The organism is Spirosoma pulveris, assembly GCF_054781875.1.
In genome coordinates this window covers 373,898-391,828 of the sequence record NZ_BAAGTO010000002.1, presented here as the reverse complement: position 1 = coordinate 391,828, position 17,931 = coordinate 373,898, and the positions used below count along the sequence as shown (strand labels likewise).

At 53.5% G+C, this 17,931-nt stretch carries 12 protein-coding genes; 4 read left to right on the top strand and 8 right to left on the bottom strand.

Annotated features, from left to right (window positions below):
* Positions 1–20: 20 nt before the first annotated feature.
* The gene (locus ACYVJM_RS09875; protein WP_461148059.1) at positions 21–2,579 is read right to left on the bottom strand and encodes a DUF7133 domain-containing protein; all 2,559 of its coding nucleotides are present in this window, start codon (positions 2,577–2,579) and stop codon (positions 21–23) included.
* Between the two features lie 221 nt (positions 2,580–2,800).
* Between ACYVJM_RS09875 and ACYVJM_RS09870 the strand changes: the two genes are divergently transcribed.
* Both ACYVJM_RS09870 and ACYVJM_RS09865 read left to right on the top strand, forming a co-directional pair.
* On the top strand, positions 2,801–3,556 hold the full coding sequence (locus ACYVJM_RS09870; protein ID WP_461148058.1) for an SDR family NAD(P)-dependent oxidoreductase: 756 nt from the start codon (positions 2,801–2,803) through the stop codon (positions 3,554–3,556).
* A gap of 58 nt (positions 3,557–3,614) precedes the next feature.
* Positions 3,615–3,959 carry a hypothetical protein gene (locus ACYVJM_RS09865; RefSeq protein ID WP_461148057.1) on the top strand — a complete coding sequence of 115 codons (345 nt, stop codon included), beginning with the start codon at positions 3,615–3,617 and terminating at the stop codon, positions 3,957–3,959.
* 103 nt (positions 3,960–4,062) lie between these two features.
* Here ACYVJM_RS09865 and ACYVJM_RS09860 read toward each other — a convergent pair whose 3' ends face one another.
* The 3 genes from ACYVJM_RS09860 to ACYVJM_RS09850 all read right to left on the bottom strand — a co-directional run bounded on the left by ACYVJM_RS09860 (position 4,063) and on the right by ACYVJM_RS09850 (position 5,513).
* Positions 4,063–4,707, bottom strand: a complete 645-nt coding sequence (locus ACYVJM_RS09860) for an outer membrane beta-barrel protein (protein WP_461148056.1) — start codon at positions 4,705–4,707, stop codon at positions 4,063–4,065.
* A 134-nt stretch (positions 4,708–4,841) separates the two neighbouring features.
* Positions 4,842–5,192, bottom strand: a complete 351-nt coding sequence (locus ACYVJM_RS09855) for a hypothetical protein (RefSeq protein ID WP_461148055.1) — start codon at positions 5,190–5,192, stop codon at positions 4,842–4,844.
* Between the two features lie 174 nt (positions 5,193–5,366).
* A complete protein-coding gene (locus tag ACYVJM_RS09850; protein WP_461148054.1) occupies positions 5,367–5,513 on the bottom strand; it encodes a hypothetical protein in 147 nt (48 codons plus the stop codon).
* A 203-nt stretch (positions 5,514–5,716) separates the two neighbouring features.
* Here ACYVJM_RS09850 and ACYVJM_RS09845 point away from each other — a divergent pair, with 203 nt between their 5' ends.
* On the top strand, positions 5,717–6,634 hold the full coding sequence (locus ACYVJM_RS09845; protein ID WP_461148053.1) for an SMP-30/gluconolactonase/LRE family protein: 918 nt from the start codon (positions 5,717–5,719) through the stop codon (positions 6,632–6,634).
* Positions 6,635–6,686: 52 nt separating this feature from the next.
* Here ACYVJM_RS09845 and ACYVJM_RS09840 read toward each other — a convergent pair whose 3' ends face one another.
* The 4 genes from ACYVJM_RS09840 to ACYVJM_RS09825 form a co-directional block, all read right to left on the bottom strand.
* Positions 6,687–7,292 (bottom strand): RNA polymerase sigma factor, encoded by a 606-nt coding sequence (locus ACYVJM_RS09840; RefSeq protein WP_461148052.1) that lies wholly within the window; start codon positions 7,290–7,292, stop codon positions 6,687–6,689.
* A gap of 140 nt (positions 7,293–7,432) precedes the next feature.
* Positions 7,433–10,966 (bottom strand): VCBS repeat-containing protein, encoded by a 3,534-nt coding sequence (locus tag ACYVJM_RS09835; protein WP_461148051.1) that lies wholly within the window; start codon positions 10,964–10,966, stop codon positions 7,433–7,435.
* Positions 10,967–11,053: 87 nt separating this feature from the next.
* A complete protein-coding gene (locus ACYVJM_RS09830) occupies positions 11,054–12,607 on the bottom strand; it encodes a SusD/RagB family nutrient-binding outer membrane lipoprotein (protein WP_461148050.1) in 1,554 nt (517 codons plus the stop codon).
* 18 nt (positions 12,608–12,625) lie between these two features.
* Positions 12,626–15,805, bottom strand: coding sequence for a SusC/RagA family TonB-linked outer membrane protein (locus ACYVJM_RS09825; protein ID WP_461148049.1), 3,180 nt, complete (start codon positions 15,803–15,805; stop codon positions 12,626–12,628).
* Between the two features lie 334 nt (positions 15,806–16,139).
* Here ACYVJM_RS09825 and ACYVJM_RS09820 point away from each other — a divergent pair, with 334 nt between their 5' ends.
* The gene (locus ACYVJM_RS09820) at positions 16,140–17,921 is read left to right on the top strand and encodes an SGNH/GDSL hydrolase family protein (protein WP_461148048.1); all 1,782 of its coding nucleotides are present in this window, start codon (positions 16,140–16,142) and stop codon (positions 17,919–17,921) included.
* The last annotated feature ends 10 nt before the right edge of the window (positions 17,922–17,931 follow it).

Below are 17,931 nucleotides of genomic sequence, written 5' to 3'. Positions count from 1 at the left end.
TATGCGTTTAGGAGTATGGCTTATTTGCCGCTGGTGGCTTTGCCTTCGGAGATGTAATTATTCAGCTCTTTGGCCGTCCAGGGTACCACCCGGCCCTGCGAGGTAACTCGGGTCATACTCACCGTTCGTTTGCCGATAGGCCCGGCGTTGTTGCCCCACTCGTTGCGGATATACATCAGAATGGCCGTGATGGAGCCGTCGTCCATGGTGGAGTGGGAGGGCATAACGGGCAGAATGTCCGGTACGTCATACACGCGTTTGGCTACTTCTACCGGCCCTTCCATTCCGTGCAGCACAATGAGCGACAGCCGTTTTTCATCACCCATAACCCAGTCGGAGCCGATGAGCGGGGGCGCGAACCGCTTGAGCCCTGCCCCGTCGGTTCCATGACAGCCCGAGCAGGTGCTGAGGTAGATCTGCCTCCCCGACGCAAACAGTTTCTGCTCATCGTCATTCAACAAACTCTTTTTGGGTAAAACCGTCTTACTGGCAACATGGCCGGGCCACTCGAACATGGCACTTAAAACGGCCAGCCGCTCGGGTGTGATTTGATCGGTTGGCTGGGTCAGAATTCTCGGAGCCGACGCTAGCTTAACGGGCTTCAGCTTGCTGGTGCTGCCCTGAATCGACAGGCTGGTGAGTATGGCTTTTTCCTGCCAGTTCAACACCGTTTTGTTCGTGCTCAGCCTGTTGAGCAGGGCGGCTAATTCCGTTGGATTTCGTTTGCGGATAACCGACGTGGTGAGCATCTCCAGAAAGATTTCCTTTGCCGGTTCCTGCGCCTGCCATTGGGGCGAGGTCAGCAGGGTTTGTAAAAAGGCAAACTCCTGATTGTACAGGCTACTGAGAGCTGCGTCCCGAATCAGCGCCGATTCGCCGTATTCGTTCAGAATACCGGCCAGTAGTCGATGCGAAGCCGAGGGGTCCAGAACGCCCGCCGTGAGCGCCATCTGGAGAATCTGCTCAAGGGAGGCTTTCGCCCACTGGTTGAGAAGTTGTGCCCCGAGCTTTGTCCGAACGGCTTTGTCGGCCTTCGCCATGGGTTCCAGCAAACGCAGCGCCGTTGAGCTAACCAGCGGGTCGGCATCGGCTAGCTTGTCAAAAAGTAGATCCGGGCTGTTGCTGTTCAGCCCGTTCAACGTCCATAAGGCATGAAAACGACCCAGATTCGACGTCCCCTTTCGAGCCAGGTCCGTCAGGGCGGGGAGTATCGTTTTATCCGTTCGCTCGATGAGCAACCGCTGGGCCATGTCGCGGTGCCAGCCGTCGGGGCTCGACAGTTCGGCGACGAGTTCGTGTGATGAAGCGGCAGACAGTTTTTTCGCTTTGGCGGGTTGCCAGTTCTCCGGCACAATGCGCCAGATACGGCCCCGATGAACGGGAAGGACCAGATCGCGCTCAATCGTTTTTTCTTTCAGGTAGGGCGTTACGTAGGCGCTGTGCTGGATAAGACCCCGGTACATATCGGCTACGTACAACCCGCCATCGGGTCCCGTTGCTGTATGAACCGGCCTGAATCGTTCGTCGGTAGAAGCCAGGAATTCTTTGCCGGGATGAGGATCGCGGGCGGCAATCAGCAGGTCTTTATTCTCCGATATATTGCGTTTGATGAGGTTTCCGGCGGGTTCACAGACAAATACGTTGTTGTAGAACGGTGCGGGCAGCGTTTGGCCCCGGTAGACGAGGGGCGAGCAGGCGGCTGTAAATTCCAGCAGGCGCCCGTCTTTATCCAGCGTACCCGGTATGTATCCCCGGTTTACCGCCGGATTGGGCCGGATGGGGTATACCCGCCGGTCGATGGTGAGGCCGTGGTCGATACCCGTGGTGGGCGTATGGTGTTTATTGCGGTTCAGATAATTGGGTGGCACCAGATCGGCGTGGAGCTGCGACCAGTTGTAATTGTAATGCAGTCGGCCACGATCGTCGTGGCTGATGCCCCACTGACCGCGGGCTTCGGTGCTGTCGCGCAGCCATTTGCCATCGACCTCGTGGTAGCGGAAGCGTGATTTGGCGTTGTAGAACCAGTTGTCCATACTGCGCCAGAGCCCATTGCCCGAATGCTCGGGGAGGCCGCTGCCTGCATAGTCTTTGTCGATCAGGGTTTTGGAATCGGCTTTGAGGTCGCCGTTGGTGTCTTTGGTGAGCCACAGTGCACCGTTTTCAGCTACGAGGGCTCCGCCTTTGACTAAGGCCAGCGCGCGGGGCATAACCAGACTATCGAGGTAAACCTTGCTGACGTCCATCTGCCCGTCGCCGTTGGTATCTTCCAGCACCGAAATGCGCCCCACAGGTTTGTCTTCGCCTTCGCCGTTGATGTTGGGCATGAACCCGCGCATCTCGACCACCCACAGGCGTCCATTTTCATCGAAGGTAATGACGACGGGGTCCTGCACCATCGGTTCAGATGCCACAAGCTGTATTTTCAGGCCCGGTTCAAGCTGAAAGGTCGCCAGTTCTTCAGACGGAGTATGGGCGGGGGAGGGGCCGTCGTCCAGTAAACTGCCAATCTTTCCCTTAAAGCTCAACAGGCCGAGGAGACTGGCACCCAATACGTATAGATAATGAACGGGCTTAGCCATGAACCAGATGTGATTTTATTGCTTCCCTGATAAACCTGGATTGTGTAATCAACCAGTATGCATAAAAGCTTTTCAAGGCTGGCAAATACTACAACTTGTTCTATAAATTTCACAATTTGAGTTTGTAGCACCGATCGCCGATGCGTCGGCATAACAGTATAAACGAATTGCTTTCTGATTTTAAAACCTACATTGTTTCACCCCAAGAACAGATTTACTGCATGTCGAGCCGATTTGAAGAACAGGTTGCTATTGTTACAGGAGGTGCCGATGGCATCGGCAAAGGGATTGCCAAACGAATTGCATCGGAGGGGGCAACGGTCGTTCTGTTCGACATCAATTCCGCATCGCTTGACCATACCGTAGCGGAATTCACGGAGCAGGGACTGGTTGTTCGTGGTCAGACCGTCGATATTTCGGACGAAGCGGCTGTCGTCGCGGCCATCGATCAGGTTGTTCAAACCTACGGTCGGCTGGATATAATGGTCAACTCGGCGGGAATCGTCGGGCTGACGAGTACCAAAATTACGGACTATTCGGTAGACGACTACGACCGGATTTACCGCATTAACCTGCGTGGAGCGTTCCTGATGACCAAGTATGCTATCAAAGCCATGGAGCCACGTAATTATGGCCGGATTCTGCACATGGCGTCGATCGCCGGGAAGGAAGGTAACCCGTTTATGGCCGGGTACTCGTCCATGAAAGCCGGCGTTATCGGGCTGGTCAAAGGCGTTGGTAAAGAGTATGCTGAAACCGGCATAACCGTTAATGGAATCGCTCCGGCTGTTATCAAAACACCTCTGAACGAAGACACCGCGCCGGAACAAATGGCTTATATGCTGGCCAAAATTCCTATGAAACGGCTCGGAACAGTGGAGGAGGTCGCTGCGCTGGCAGCCTGGATTTTATCGGAAGAGGCCAGTTTCAACACCGGCTTCATTTTCGATCTGTCGGGTGGACGGGCTACGTATTGATGGACCTTGCAACCCTCATCGGCTCTTTCGGGTCAAGGGCTGTAAAGCGTATCGATCTATGAAATGGCTGGCCCTTCTGCTGATGCTTGGCTCCTGTCGTAAGGACCAGGCTATACCTAATCGGTGCGGGGTAAATGACCCCCTCACCGACCTTCCCTGGCTACAAAAGTTGGCCAGCGTTGGCGACAAGAGCCTCGGGACAACTATCGTACAGGGTACTTACCAGGATCAAACCGTTTACGCCGTTTCAACTTGCGGTCGTTGTTTCGCGGGTCCCTATATCACGGTTTATCGTTGTGATGGTTTTCCCCTGTGTAGTGGTCTTGTCCTCGATCCGGCATCCAGCGAATGCAATAAAGTTGCTCAGAATCTGAATGATAAGCAGACGCTGCTCAACGAGTAGGACAGAAAAAGTCAGGTAAACACAAGTTGCTGACAGCCGTGGCCCTTCCTTACACGGCCGTCATAACAGGCATGACGGCCTATAATTTTTCAGACGGACTTACTCAGTTTACTCGTCGTATTAAGCTCCCCGGAATAATAAAAAATCCGGCTTGCCAGGTACGGTTTTTAAACCTGCTATCAGAAACGACCCCCGGCAAAAATAAATACTCATTGAAGGCGTTGAAATAACCCACTTCCAGACCGATCCATTTGTAGCGATAGGCCACACGAGCGGTTAGACCTACCTCAACAGGTCGATTGATACCCGCAGGCATTGGAGAGTAAGGCGAATAAACACTGTTCTTGACGAGCCAATTCACTTCCGGGCCGACCAACAGACTGAGATTATTTATTGGATAAAAGCCAATCAAAGGTGTAAGACCTACGTAGTGAAAGCGGTTTTGATACATTACATCGCTGTTTTGCTCGTAATGTGCATATCCTTTTTGTTGATAGTTAGCTTCCATACGGTATGCGAACCGTTTGCCAAAACCTTGTTGGTAGAATATACCTGTGTAAAAGGCATTACGAGGAGCATATCCTTTATTTGAATATGTATTTCCTGAAGCAGAAATGAAGACGTCAGTCGTCACCCGTTGAAAGCCTCCTTTAATTCCAAAATAGCCCTGATAACCAGTTGGTTGGCTAAGTCCTGAATTGGCTGTAAGCATACTTATAAAAGCAACCATCAAACATGTACTTCTCATAAAATCGCGTTGAGTTAATAAATTGTAGGTAGGCTTTATGATGGAATAAAAAGCGTTAGATCGCTGATACCAACCGGGGTGTTTTGTGAAGTAACTCTAATGTCTGTTCCGATGTATGTGTAATAACCAGTCGCTTATTTAAAGTTAACGCCCGTCGTGATGGAAAAGCCTTCGAACTTCACCCGTGTAGACCCGGCTTCGGACCAGGCTGGGAATAAGAAGTTGCTCAGGTAGCGTTCATAGCGCATGGTGATGGAAATGCTGATGTTAGCCAGGTCAATAGTAACACCAATACCGGCCAGCCCACTCACCGCCGAGCGGGTTGAAGGCGGTAGATCTCCACTGAAAAAAGATGGACAGGGGGCGACAATGCATTCGACAATCTGCTCTTCTTTATACGTGCTGCTGATAAGGCGATTATAACTTACACCAGACTCCAGAAACAGCAGTTTGCCGCTGGGCAGGACGTAGTGCCGATAAACCACTGGAATCTTAATGGTAGAAAGGCTGAAAACAGGTAGTGCCCAGCCTGAAACAGGCCTGACATCCCGCACCTGCGTCCAGGACGGTTGAACGTGCAGGGAACTCAGACTGGTGAGTTGATAGCGCAGATCGATACCCGCAAGCAGGTCACTGTGTGCATTGAAATGGTCCGAAAACTAGTTGATGATGAGGGGATAGCTGTGATTCAATCCAACAAAGGCACCAATGCCAAATCGGTTGGGTTTGGCGGTTGCGGACTCCTGCGCGTATAAATTCGTCAGCGTCAGGCTCAAAATAAGCAGGGAGGTGAACAGGTGCTTCATGGTGAGCGATAGTGGTGTGTTTTGAGGAAATATCGGATGTTCCGCGTTATTAAAAAAGTCGGCTTTGGCTAGGACGGGGCTTCTTTTTGGGCAACCGCGCCAAAATATACGATCGGTTCTCTCCCAAAGACATACAGGTGCTCAAATTTCCTTATTTTTGGCCTCAGGCCCGGTTTCAGGCCGTTTCTCAACTACATTACGTTATGTCAATGTCCTTGCCCCGTATCACGGCTATTGCCCTCCTGAGTACCGGATTGATTACGCTGTCTGCCAGCCATCTGCCCCTTGATGACATATTTACGTCGCGCGTGTTCACCCCGGAAAATGGATTTACGTCGGGGGTCGAAGGCCCGGCTGTCGATAAAGCCGGTATGCTCTATGCGGTCAATTTCGGGAAGCAGGGAACCATTGGTCAGGTAACCCCAGACGGACAGGCGAGTGTGTTTGTCGAGTTGCCGGAAGGGAGCATTGGCAACGGTATCCGTTTTAACAAACGGGGCGATATGTTCATTGCCGATTATCCCAAACATAACATCCTGAAAGTAGTGATGGGGACAAAAAAGCTAAGCGTATTTGCCAACGAACCCCGCATGAACCAACCCAATGATATTGCCATTGACAGTCAGGACCGGCTCTACGCCAGTGATCCAAACTGGAAAGAAAACACGGGCAATATCTGGCGCATCGACACTGACGGAAAAGTAACTCTGCTGGAAGCGAATATGGGTACTACCAACGGAATTGAAGTGAGCCCCGACAACAAAACGCTGTATGTTAACGAGTCGGCGCAGCGTAAGGTGTGGGCGTATGATCTGTCGAAGGCGGGTCTGGTTAGCAACAAGCGCCTGCTGATCGAGTTTCCGGACTTTGGCATGGACGGGATGCGCTGCGATGCGAAGGGCAACCTCTATATTGTCCGTTATGGCAAAGGCACCGTGGCGAAACTTTCGCCCGCCGGAAAAGTGCTTCAGGAAATCAAATTGATTGGGCAGAAGCCCACCAACATCGCGTTTGGCGGCAAAGACGGCCGGACAGCTTACATCACTTTACAGGACAAAGGCAATCTCGAAACCTTCCGTGTCGACACGCCGGGGCAGGAATGGATGATGCGGCAGAAGTAAACGCCTTAACTTAAGCTCTGGAGACGGATGGCAATAGGGCTGTTTTGTACAATCACCAGAGAAAACTCATTAACAGCCAGACCTGATGGAAAGCCATCTGGCTTTTGAGTGTTCCCAGCGCTTTGTAGAGCAGGTTGGCTACCGACTGGCGGTTGATCTCCATTAAAGCCGCAATCTGGTCGTTTTCCAGACCGTTGTAGAACTTAAGAAAAACGACTTCCTGCTGGCGTTTGGGTAGTGTATTGATGGCCTGACGTACTTTAAACTGACTTTCGGAATCAGCTTCGCTCTGCTCAATCTCTGTTTCTATCGTTTGCCAGTCCGATAGGTCATTGACTTCCAGACTGTTCAAAGACGACCGTTCGGGCTTGCTCCGGCGAAATTCCTGCACTAACTGATTACGCAGTGACTTGAACAGATAAATCGAGACGTATTGAATGGTGGTTGTCGTTCGTTTCTCCCAGATGCGAATGAATATTTCCTGAATGGAATCTTTTATGAAGTCACGATCATCCGTGAAGTTAGTTGCATAAGCAAACAGGGAGCGGTACTGCCGTTCGGCCAACTGGCAAAAGGCTGCCTTGTCTCCACCTTTGGCTCGGTGCCAAAGGTCCAGTAAGTATTCGTTCTCTTCGATAATTCGATGTCGCTGATCCAAAATACCCTGTTTTTTTATCAAAAGGTAAAATAACGGTAAAATTCAGGAAAACATAAATTTTACGTGGATGAATTGCGAAGTCAGCAATTAATGGTACGTTTTCTAATAGATTATCGAAAGATAATTATGTAGTCGTCAGTCTATTTCTGTTTGTTCAGTGTGAAGACGCGCACGGATTGGCCCGTTGCGCCTACCAGCAAATCGGTGCGTCCGGTACTTTTGGCGAGGGCAAAGTCTCGTACATCGCCGGTCCAGTCTAAACCCGATTGAGCCATTGGGGTGTAAGCGAAATGCCCTTTTCCCTGATTTAAAAACAATTGTCCCCGGTTGGCGTCGTCTTTGCCCAATCGAACCCGGTTGTATTCGCGATTTCCGCCCATGATCAGGTCAGGTAAGCCATCGTGATTGACATCCACGGCCGCCAGTGCATAGGCTGGCGCCATCTGCGCTTCGATCGGTAAGGGTTGCCAGGTGAATGAAGGCGTTTTGCCACCACTTAGGAAGATGCCGCTCTGCAAGCTGGCGGCTTCGAGTTTTTGGGCTCGCTTGAGCTCATCGGGTTCGAATAAGTCAGTAAGGGTGGCCTTCGAATAGCTGGTATAATCGGTGAATTTCTTTCGCAAACTCACCACTTGATCGAGCATTTCGTCGCGGGCATTGAACGGGTGAGGCTGTTTATCGGATAGATTGTTCCGGTCGTAACCCGCCAGGACCGGCAACAGGGCGCCCGCTGTATTTTTGATGCCATAGAGCATTAAGGGGCGATCGGATGTGGCCTGGAGCTGGCTGTTCAATCCGGCGTTTGCTGCGATAATATCCGGCTTACCATCGTTGTTGACATCCTGAACCAGCAGCCGATTCCAGCAGCCCGTTGTTGGAGGCAGCAGATTATCGAGCCGGTGCAGGGCTCCTCCCTGGCAGGAGAAAACCTGTACGGGGCCGAAATCGGTCGCCACGATCAACTCGGGTCGGCCCCCGTCGGAGACCAGATCCGCAAAGGCGGCATCGGTAACCATCCCCAATTGTGCCAGAATAGGACTCGGTTTGTCGGTGAAATGCCCTTTTCCGTCATTCAGCAGCAAATGGCTGACGGGCGTTTCGGGGTAACGGCCCGGTACCACCCGCGCGCCAACAAACAGGTCGCGGTCGCCGTCGCCATCTACATCCGCCGAGCGAATGCAGGACGTACTCACGCGTACATCGGGGAACGTTGACCGGCTCAGGTGACCTTTGCCGTCGTTCAGGTACAGCCGAACCACTAGCTGTGGATCATTGGGCACTAATTCATACCCCGCGCTGCTTACCACCAGATCCTGATCTTTATCGCCGTCCACATCGAGCCAGATGGCTGCGGCATCGGCACAGGCGCGGTCGGCGAGTAAGGCTGGTTGGGGCAGGGGCGAAAATCCGCCCGGACCGGAAAGAAACAGCTGACCGCCCTGCCCGCGACCACCCCCGGCAAACAGATCATCACGGCCATCGCCATTTGCATCGCCAACGGCAAAACAGGGGCCGGTGGGCGAAAGCATATAGGGCAGCAACGGCTGTATCTTAAAGTCGTTGATGGCTTCCTGCCGGTGCGTCCAGGCCAATCCATCGGTGGCTTGCCAGTAGGGTTGTGGCTGAGCAGATTGTGGGCGTTCGGGGGTAGGGGCGTAGGTAATCGTCATGGCACCAGCGCCCGGTTTTCCCGTCTGTTTCAGGTTCGTGAACTGCGTTTTTCCGTCGGCCCAGCGAATCAGTACAGAGTCGGCCGAAGGAGCCTGCCCCAGCCCAAAAAGCAGTGGTCCGTACAGTGCCGACTGAAAGCCCCGCACGGGCATAAATTCCTGCACCTGCACACGGCCACCGGCCCAGAGCGTTGCCCGTGCGCCCATCAACTGCGCCGGATTTGCGCTTTTTAAGTGGAGACTCACGTAGTGGTTCGACTCTTTTTCATTCGTGTGGTTTTCGTAAATACCCGCTTCGGCGTTGACGTTGTTGATGACCAGATCGAGATCCCCATCGTTATCCAGATCGGCATATATGGCCCCGTTCGATTGTGTTGGTTCGTCGAAACCCCAGTTTTTGGTTTCGTTTGCAAACGTTAGTTGACCAGCCGGAACGCCGGACCGTGGACCGCCGGACTGTGGATCGCCCGACTGATTTCGGTACAGGAGGTTGGGTTCGCTGATGCTGGGCATTTTGGCAATGACCGCCATCGGGTCGAGCGAGGTTGCTGACGCACCCGGTTGGCGGGCTTTCAACTGCTCATCCATCGTAAACTTCAGAAACTCCATGTTCGTGTAATCACGGGCGTAGCCGTTGGTCACGAACAGGTCTTTCCAGCCATCGTTGTCAAAATCGGCAAATAGCCCTGCCCAACTCCAGTCTGTATTGGAAATACCCGCCAACTGGCCAATTTCGCTGAAAAGGGGTGTAGGGGCGGAGGGCTTGGGGTGGAGGCCTTGGCTCGCTGCTCCCACATTCAACTGAAGCATGTTGCGCATGGTCTGGTGATGAAAACCCGACCGGAGCAATTGCGTGTATTTGTCGTAATTATCGTCGCCGGAGGTTAGTTTGATGCGCTCGTTACGTTCAGGAAGCATGTCGAGCGTGAGAAGGTCCATCCGACCGTCGTTGTTTACATCGGCGGCATCGGAGCCCATCGAGTAGAGCGAAGTGTGGCCCATCGCATCGCGTACCACCTCGTTGAACGTGCCGTTCTGCTGGTTGATGTAGAGGTAGTCGTTTTCGTTGTAGTCGTTCGAGACGTAGAAATCGAGCCAGCCGTCGTTGTTGAAATCGGTTACAGCCACGGCCAGACCGAAGCTGAGTACGTTGGATACCATCCCCGCCGAAGCGGATACATCCACAAATTTGCCGTTCTGATTCTGGTAGAGTTTACTGGAGTAATTGGGATTCGTCTGCTGTTTGAAATCGCTGATCATCCGGCTGAATCCCGCATAGGCCTGCACCGAGTGGTTGAGCAGAAAGCAGTCCAGATCGCCATCCCGGTCATAATCGAAGAAAGCGGCCTGGGTCGAGTACGCCGGGTCGTCGAGACCATAGTCGGCAGCTTTCTCGGTAAAGGTCAGGTTTTTGTTGTTGATAAAGAGGAGGTTACGTCGAAGGCGAACATCAGCAGCGGCAGAGCGACACACGTAAATATCGAGCCAGCCATCGGCATTGATGTCAACTACAGAAACGCCGGTGTTCCAGCCATCGGCAGCGGCAACCCCGGCATTTTCGGTGATATCATCGAACGCCAGATTGCCCGATCCGGGTTCGGTTTTGTTGAGGTACATTTTATTGGGGCTCAGGTTGCCGGTGAAATACAGATCGACCCGACCATCGTTGTTGAAATCGGCCGCAGCAACGCCCCCGCCATTGTAGAAGTAGCCGTACTTGAGTACGTTGAAGTCGGGCGCTTCTTCCAAAACATTTTTAAACGTAATATTGGTTTGAGAAGACGGCAATTTCTCGAACAGCGTGTCGTGGCTGTCGCAGGACGCGAAAAGCAGTCCGACCGCAAGAAAGCCAACCCCGATTTTGGCGGCATTCAACCTTTTTTTTTCAGACTTTACGCCCCCGTTTTCTAAGATGAGAGTTCTCTCGTTCCGGCATTCTTTCCCTTTAAGGGGCGCGGGGGCAAGGGTAGGCTGGGAGGGGATGGTAAATTCTGAAAGAAGCATATAGTACCCGGCACGGTTGGTCTTGAAAGGCCGAAAGCGGACGAATCATCGCCCGCTTTCACGACCTCTCTGTAAAAATAACCTCAATTAGTTCTTATCCCACCAGAGGGGCGTTGTTACTTTGTCGGGGCCACCCAGCAGCGATTCGGCCTTTTTGGCTTCAACGGCGTTGGTTTGCTGTTCAACCAGCAGTATCGGGATACGACGCAGAACGCCACCGGCCGGGATGTCGGGGTTGTCCGAATTCACGACGGGGTATAGTTTGGGAAAGCGAGTCCGCCGGTATTCGGCCCAGCCCTCAAACCCGTCGGGGAAGATAGCCAGCCATTTCTGGGTACCGATCTGCTCCCGCTGGATGGCTTCGGTGCTTCCCCAGGCGACCGGGATATTGCTGAGCGGTGCCGATTTTAGGTAATCGTTTGGCGCAACGGGTGTTTTGGTGCTGTTCTGGTAGGCCGTAATGGCCGCTGCGTCGGTAACGCCCCACTGCTTCATGGAGTTGGCGATGCCTTGCAGGTAAAAATCCTTCGCCGTGCCGCCCATGTTCCAGCCATTCAGAGCACCCTCCGCCCGCAGGAAATAAGACTCGGCGGTAGCCATTACGTTTTGCGCCGTGCCCAGCCCGGTCGATGTCCAGCGCTGCCCGACGTGCGAGTTGTAATCGGCCGTGTTGACGGTTTCCGTTAGCTGGGTTGTGCCCAGACCATTCCGGAGCCCTTCGTACGTATTGGTTTTGACGGCGGGCAAAAAGTAAGTTGGCAGCCGCGGGTCTTCGTAGCCTTTCAGCACTGATTCCATGGCGGCACTCATCCGAAACTCATTCCAGTCCGACATGATGGCCAGGCCATTGTTGTCGCCACCCTTGGTACTGCGTTGCACCAGTGCGTCGTCGTCGGGGCTGGTGGTCAGCACACCACCGGCTACAGCGGCTTCGGCTTCCGTTTTGGCGCGGGCAGGGTCAACTTTCGAGATGCGTAACGCCAGACGAAGGCGAAGCGTGTTGGCAAACCTGATCCATTTGCCGGTATCACCGCCATAAACAAGGTCGAAGGAACCAAAGGGTTTTTCGGCCGTCTTGGCTTTCAACACCGTTGTGGCAGCCGCCAGGCGCTTGAAGAAATCATCGTAGATTTTGTCCTGAGAATCGTACGGAACCGACGTGGCCGGTTCGCCCGCTTTGAAGTACGGAATGGGCCCAACGTAATCCGTCCAGCGGTGAAACGAGTACACCCACCAGATGCTGGCCAGCGCGTACTCTGCCGAATTGGCGTCTGTACTGGTCATGATCGTTTTCAGCTGGGGCACCACCTGCGTATAGAGCGACGTCCAGGGACCGCCCAGCCAGTCCATCCGAATCACAAATCGGTCGGAGGGGAAATAGGTAGCGACACAGGCAAAATACTGCGCATACTGGTCCGAAAAGAGGTTCTGACCAACCTGATAGTTGCCGCCGGGAAGCGTTGCCGCCGACTGCGCTTTCGAGAAAAGGTACGGAATTTCGCCAGCACCGATCGTGGTTATCTTTGTCTGATTGGTGTTGATCTCGTCGAAATTCTTGGTGCAGCCAACAGCCCAGACTAACGGAGCCGAAAGGCAGGCCGCTACGACTGTCTGCCGTAATATCGTTTTATAGGATGTCATGTTGACGATCGTTTCAGGTTAAAAAGAAAGTTTTAGATTCAGGCCAAGGCTCCGGTTTGAGGGCAGGGTACCATATTCGACACCCTGGAAGTTACCGTTACTGATGTTGACGTCGGGGTCAAACCACATTTTCCGTTTGCCAATGCCGGGAATATCCAGCAGCGAGCTGCCTCGATAGATCCAGAATAAGTTACGCGCAACAAATGATAACCGAGCTGACTTGATGAAGAAGTTCGAGGGCACCGGAATGCCGTAGCCTATCGAAATCTCGCGAAGGCGTACGTTGGTGGCGTCGTAGGCGAAGAACTCACCCCAGCCGTAGCGTTTGCCCGATACCGTTTGCCAGAACTGCTCGGCCGTAATCGCCTGCGCGTTCGTTTTGCCCGCCCCAATCATGGTAACGCCATCGGCACCAGCTACGCCAGCCGTTACGCCCGGCAATACCCAGCCACCGGCCCGGTTCTGCGCCGTCACTTCCGGAATGCCGCTGAACGCCAGGTTCATTTCCGTACCCGACACGGCAATGCCACCTAAACGGGCATCGAACAGAAACCGGAGTGAGAAGCCTTTAAACGTAAAGGTGTTCGTAAAGCCCAGGAGCATCTTTGGGTTGAAGTTACCAATGTACTCCTGCTCTTTCGTAGCTACAGGCAAGCCAGTCGATACAACAGATGCCTCCGAAACGGTCGTGCTGTTCGATTGCGACCCAACCAGGTATTGACCGTTGGCGCTTTTTGCCCAGCGGTACGAGACGATATCACCGTAGGAGCCGCCTTCCTGCACAATCGGCGAGGCCGAGCGGCCGTAACCACCCGACAGGAATGCCGTTTTAATATCGGGCGAGAGGCTCACGATTTTGTTCCGGTTCAGGCCCATGTTCAGTGTCAGATCCCAGGTCAGCCGGTCGGTTTTGATCGCTGTACCATTGATAACGACCTCCAGCCCCATATTCCGGATATCGCCCGCGTTAATGTACTGGTCGCTGAACCCCGAAGCCGGTGCCAGTCCCAGTTTCAATAACTGGTTGATCGAATTGGTTTTGTAGGCGGTAACCGTTGCGCCAATACGGTTGCTGAAAAAACGGGCGTCGATACCCAGTTCCAGGCTCTTGGTGATCTCTGGCTTCAGGTTACCGATGGCCTGCGTACCATCCCGGCTGATGAATCCGGAACCGGCCCCCTGGCTGTAGGAATAATTGGTCCGTAACAGATACGGATCGGCCCCGTTACCTACCTGCGCAAAAGACCCGTTGATTTTCAGGAACGAGAGCGGCCCGGAAAGTTTCAGCAGGTCAGACAACACCACCGACGCACCAACGGATGGGTATTGGAACGAATACGGCTTGGGCAGCGTCGAGGACCAGTCATTGCGCAGACTGGCATTCACGAAGATAGCATCCCGCCAGGCCAGCGATGCCTGCCCGAACAGCGACTGCGTCTGCACCCGCGAAAAGTCGTCGCCCAGCGTCTGGTTGGTACCAAAGTTCAGGTTAAACCGGTTCGGTACATTCAGCCCATCGGCCAGCGCGTTCGTCGATTGATAGCGGGTGTCCTGAATAATAGCCCCGGCCTGGTAGTCGATCGTTAAATCGGGGCCTAGCTTATTCTTGCCTTCAATCAGCAGGTCATACCAGCTTTGGGTGTTCACGATGTTATTCCGTGAAAACTTACCCCCTGCCTGATTAGCCCATAAAATGGTGCCCTGGCTGTAGTTCTCCTCGTTTTTGTCGAAATACTTATCGAGGTTGGCCCGCCCCTGAATACTCAGGAAATCGGTTAGCTGGTACTTCGCCAATACGAACCCGATAACTCTGTCGCGGTACTGGTTGATGGCCGTTTGATTGGTCATCCAGTACGGATTCTGATAAATGGATGAGAGCGTCGATGGCCAGGCAGTTGGCGTTGGCAGGCCAAACGCATTAGGAGCTGCGTAGTCTTTTGCTGTCGCTAAACTAACGTTGCGCGGAATCTGGTAGAGGTCGATCACCGGCGCATTCTCTTCACCCGTCCGGGGTTTGTTCACCACCGACTGATTGATGTACGTAATTTTTGCATCGGTCGAAAACTTCGAGCTGATCTGATTCGACAGCCGCAGGTTGATGGTGTGGCGGGTCAGGTCATTGCCCGGCACGGTTCCCTGCAAGGCGTTGTTGGTGTACGACAGGTACGTCTGCGACCGCTCGGAGCCTCCCGTAATTCCGATAGAATTATTGAAACTTACCGCCGTACGGAAGAAATCCCGGATGTTATTGGGCTGGGCCGAATACGTATCCGGCTTGCCGAGGTAATTGGTGTACGACTGGCCCGTCATGGGGGCGCCCCAACTGGCCCCAACAGCCGGGTCCAGCTTGCCGCCAACGCCCTGGCCATACTGATTTTGTACAAACGGCAGGGCAAAGGGTTTGTCGACCGAAACGCCCGAGTTTACATCCACAGAGACGCGGCCCGCTTTGCCCCGCTTCGTCGTAATCAGGATTACGCCGTTGGCGGCCTGACTACCGTAAAGCGCAGCTGCCGAAGCTCCACGCAGAACGGTTACATTCTCGATATCGTCCGGGTTGATGTTCGATGCACCATCCGAGTTGGCCACGCTGCCAAAGTCGCTGGTAGCCTGCCCAAAAGTGCTGTTATTGATCGGGACGCCATCGACTACCATCAGGGCATTGTTCGTTCCCTGAATGGAGCGGTTTCCCCGCAGTACGATCCGCGATCCGGTGCCGGGCCCACCCGAACCCTGGGTAATGTAAGCTCCCGCAATTTTTCCCTGTAACGTGTTCAGCACGTTACCATCGCGAACTTCGTTGATCTGAGCCGGTTTGATCATCTGAGTCGCGTAGCTCAGCGCTTTGGCTTCCCGCCTGATACCCAGCGCCGTAACCACTACTTCGCCCAGTTGCCGGTCATCGGCCGCCAGTGTTACCGTAAGTTGTGTCTGGCTCGACGATACCGCTACATCTTTTGCGGTATATCCGACCGATGAGATTGTCAGCGTCGTATTCTCAGTAGGTACCGTCAGCCGAAATTCACCCGCAGCATCGGTCGTTGTGCCTCTCGTGGTTCCTTTAATTACTACGTTGGCTCCTGATATAGCCTGTCCCTGCTCATCGCGCAGGCTGCCCGTTAGTTGCCGGGTCTGCGCCCATAGAGGACCTGTCGCAGTAATGACCAGCAGAAAACAGTAAAGTAAGTGTTTTAGCATAGCGTAGTAGCAGTTTTAGTGGAAAGTGTAAAATAAGAATCTATTTAATAGGGTACAAAATACGAAATAATAAATCAGTGATTATTCATTAATCAGAAAATTTATAAACTTCCCCTCTATTTAACCTTTTTTTAACAATTTGGATAGTAGGTGTTACTTTCTGATCGGGTTGAGTAGTTACCGCTGTCCTGGTAGGCGTCGGCTGGAAGGAGTGAATTGAAATCACCTCTATACGTCTCCCGCTGTCTGGCAGGAGCGTTAGATATACCGATAGATCCACTTTCCGTTGAGGTGATCGACTTCCATGTCCAAGTGCCCGAACCGAATTCTGTCTATGAAAAAAAAACTATTCCTTTTTTACTTCCTGCTTTGTGTCAACAGTCTGGCTGCCCTTGCGCAAACGCCGATCGAATATGTCTGGTGGAACCCTGCCAAAAGTGATGTTCCGGCCATTGAAGGCCAGGGCTGGACGGGGAAAGACCTGCAAAGCCCCTATGATCGTTTGCCCGCCGTGGCGGAGAAGCGTGTTCGGAAAGAAGTCTGGAATCTGTCGCGTAGCTCGGCGGGACTTATGATCCGGTTTCGGGCCAGTACGGATCAGGTGATTGTTCGCTACGTAGTGGGCAATAAACAGCAGGCCCTGCCTCATATGCCCGCTACGGGCGTTAGTGGAGTGGATTTATACGCCGGAAACAGCGACGGCGACTGGCTGTGGGCCGCGGGTAAATACACATTCGGCGATACGATCCAATACCGTTTCGCCAATCTTGAACCCAATGATTCCTACAAGCGGGGACGTGAATACCGGTTGTTTTTACCCTTATACAACTCCGTTCAGTGGCTCGAAGTAGGCGTTCCCAAAGGCGTAACACTAACGCCACTGCCCGTTCGTCCCGAAAAGCCCGTCGTTATTTATGGAACGTCCATTGCACAGGGTGCCTGTGCCTCCCGACCTGGTATGGCCTGGACATCCATATTGGGTCGTAAACTGGATCGGCCGCTGATCAACCTGGGGTTCTCCGGAAATGGCCGACTTGAAAAAGAAGTTGTTGACCTGGTAGGGCAGATCGATGCCAGCGTGTATGTGCTCGACTGCCTGCCAAACCTGATCTCTACAGTGGGTATCAAGCCCGAAGAGATTAAAAGCCGGATTCTGGAGTCGGTAAAAACGCTGCGGCAGAAACGTTCGTCGACCCCCGTTTTACTGGTCGATCATGCGGGCTATACAGACGGCGACATCAGTCCCATCCGACAGCAGTATTACAGCGAAGCCAACGGGCTGATGCGGCAGGCATTTACCCAGTTGAAAGCGGAGGGGGTTAGCGGAATTTATCTGTTGCCCAAGTCGCAGATCAACCTGGACATGGATGCGATGGTCGACGGAACGCACCCGACGGATTTAGGCATGCAGCAGTATGCCGATGCTTACGAAAAAAGCCTTCGCCTTATTCTGAACGAACCTATAGGCGATCTGTCGACCATGAAGCCCCGAACTCAATACCGCGACGGGTCGTTCGATTGGGAAATTCGCCACCGCGAGATACTGGCCCGGCTAAAAGCCAAACCGCCCCGCATCGTGTTCATGGGCAATTCCATCACGCACTTCTGGGGCGGAGAGCCCAAAGCCTCCCGCATAACCGGGGCCGACTCCTGGAATAGTGTGCTCGAACCACTGGGCGCGCAGAATCTGGGCTACGGCTGGGACCGGGTCGAGAATGTACTCTGGCGCGTTTACCACGGTGAACTGGATGGCTACAAAGCCGATCAGGTGGTACTGATGATTGGCACGAACAACCTCCAGCTCAACACCGACGCCGACATTGTGGCGGGATTGAAGTTTCTGATACAGGCCATCAAGTCCCGCCAGCCCACTGCCGAGGTCCTGATGGTAGGTATCTTACCCCGCCGAAACGGAGAGCCCCGCGTTGCCACAATCAACGACGCCATTGCCCGGATGACGGGCGAGATCAATGTTTCCTTTGCCCAGCCTGGCTCCGTTTTTCTGCAACCTGACGGCAAAATTGACGAGTCGTTCTTCTCGGACGGCTTACACCCCAACGCCGAAGGCTACCGGCGGCTGGTCGGGGAATTAAAGCCATATCTGAAGAAGAAATGACGCTGGCGCG

Coding starts and splice junctions, on each gene's coding strand:
- ACYVJM_RS09875 (WP_461148059.1), bottom strand. CDS start 2,579: ATGGCTAAGCCCGTTCATTATCTATACGTATTGGGTGCCAGTCTCCTC.
- ACYVJM_RS09870 (WP_461148058.1), top strand. CDS start 2,801: ATGTCGAGCCGATTTGAAGAACAGGTTGCTATTGTTACAGGAGGTGCC.
- ACYVJM_RS09865 (WP_461148057.1), top strand. CDS start 3,615: ATGAAATGGCTGGCCCTTCTGCTGATGCTTGGCTCCTGTCGTAAGGAC.
- ACYVJM_RS09860 (WP_461148056.1), bottom strand. CDS start 4,707: ATGAGAAGTACATGTTTGATGGTTGCTTTTATAAGTATGCTTACAGCC.
- ACYVJM_RS09850 (WP_461148054.1), bottom strand. CDS start 5,513: ATGAAGCACCTGTTCACCTCCCTGCTTATTTTGAGCCTGACGCTGACG.
- ACYVJM_RS09845 (WP_461148053.1), top strand. CDS start 5,717: ATGTCAATGTCCTTGCCCCGTATCACGGCTATTGCCCTCCTGAGTACC.
- ACYVJM_RS09835 (WP_461148051.1), bottom strand. CDS start 10,966: ATGCTTCTTTCAGAATTTACCATCCCCTCCCAGCCTACCCTTGCCCCC.
- ACYVJM_RS09830 (WP_461148050.1), bottom strand. CDS start 12,607: ATGACATCCTATAAAACGATATTACGGCAGACAGTCGTAGCGGCCTGC.
- ACYVJM_RS09825 (WP_461148049.1), bottom strand. CDS start 15,805: ATGCTAAAACACTTACTTTACTGTTTTCTGCTGGTCATTACTGCGACA.
- ACYVJM_RS09820 (WP_461148048.1), top strand. CDS start 16,140: ATGAAAAAAAAACTATTCCTTTTTTACTTCCTGCTTTGTGTCAACAGT.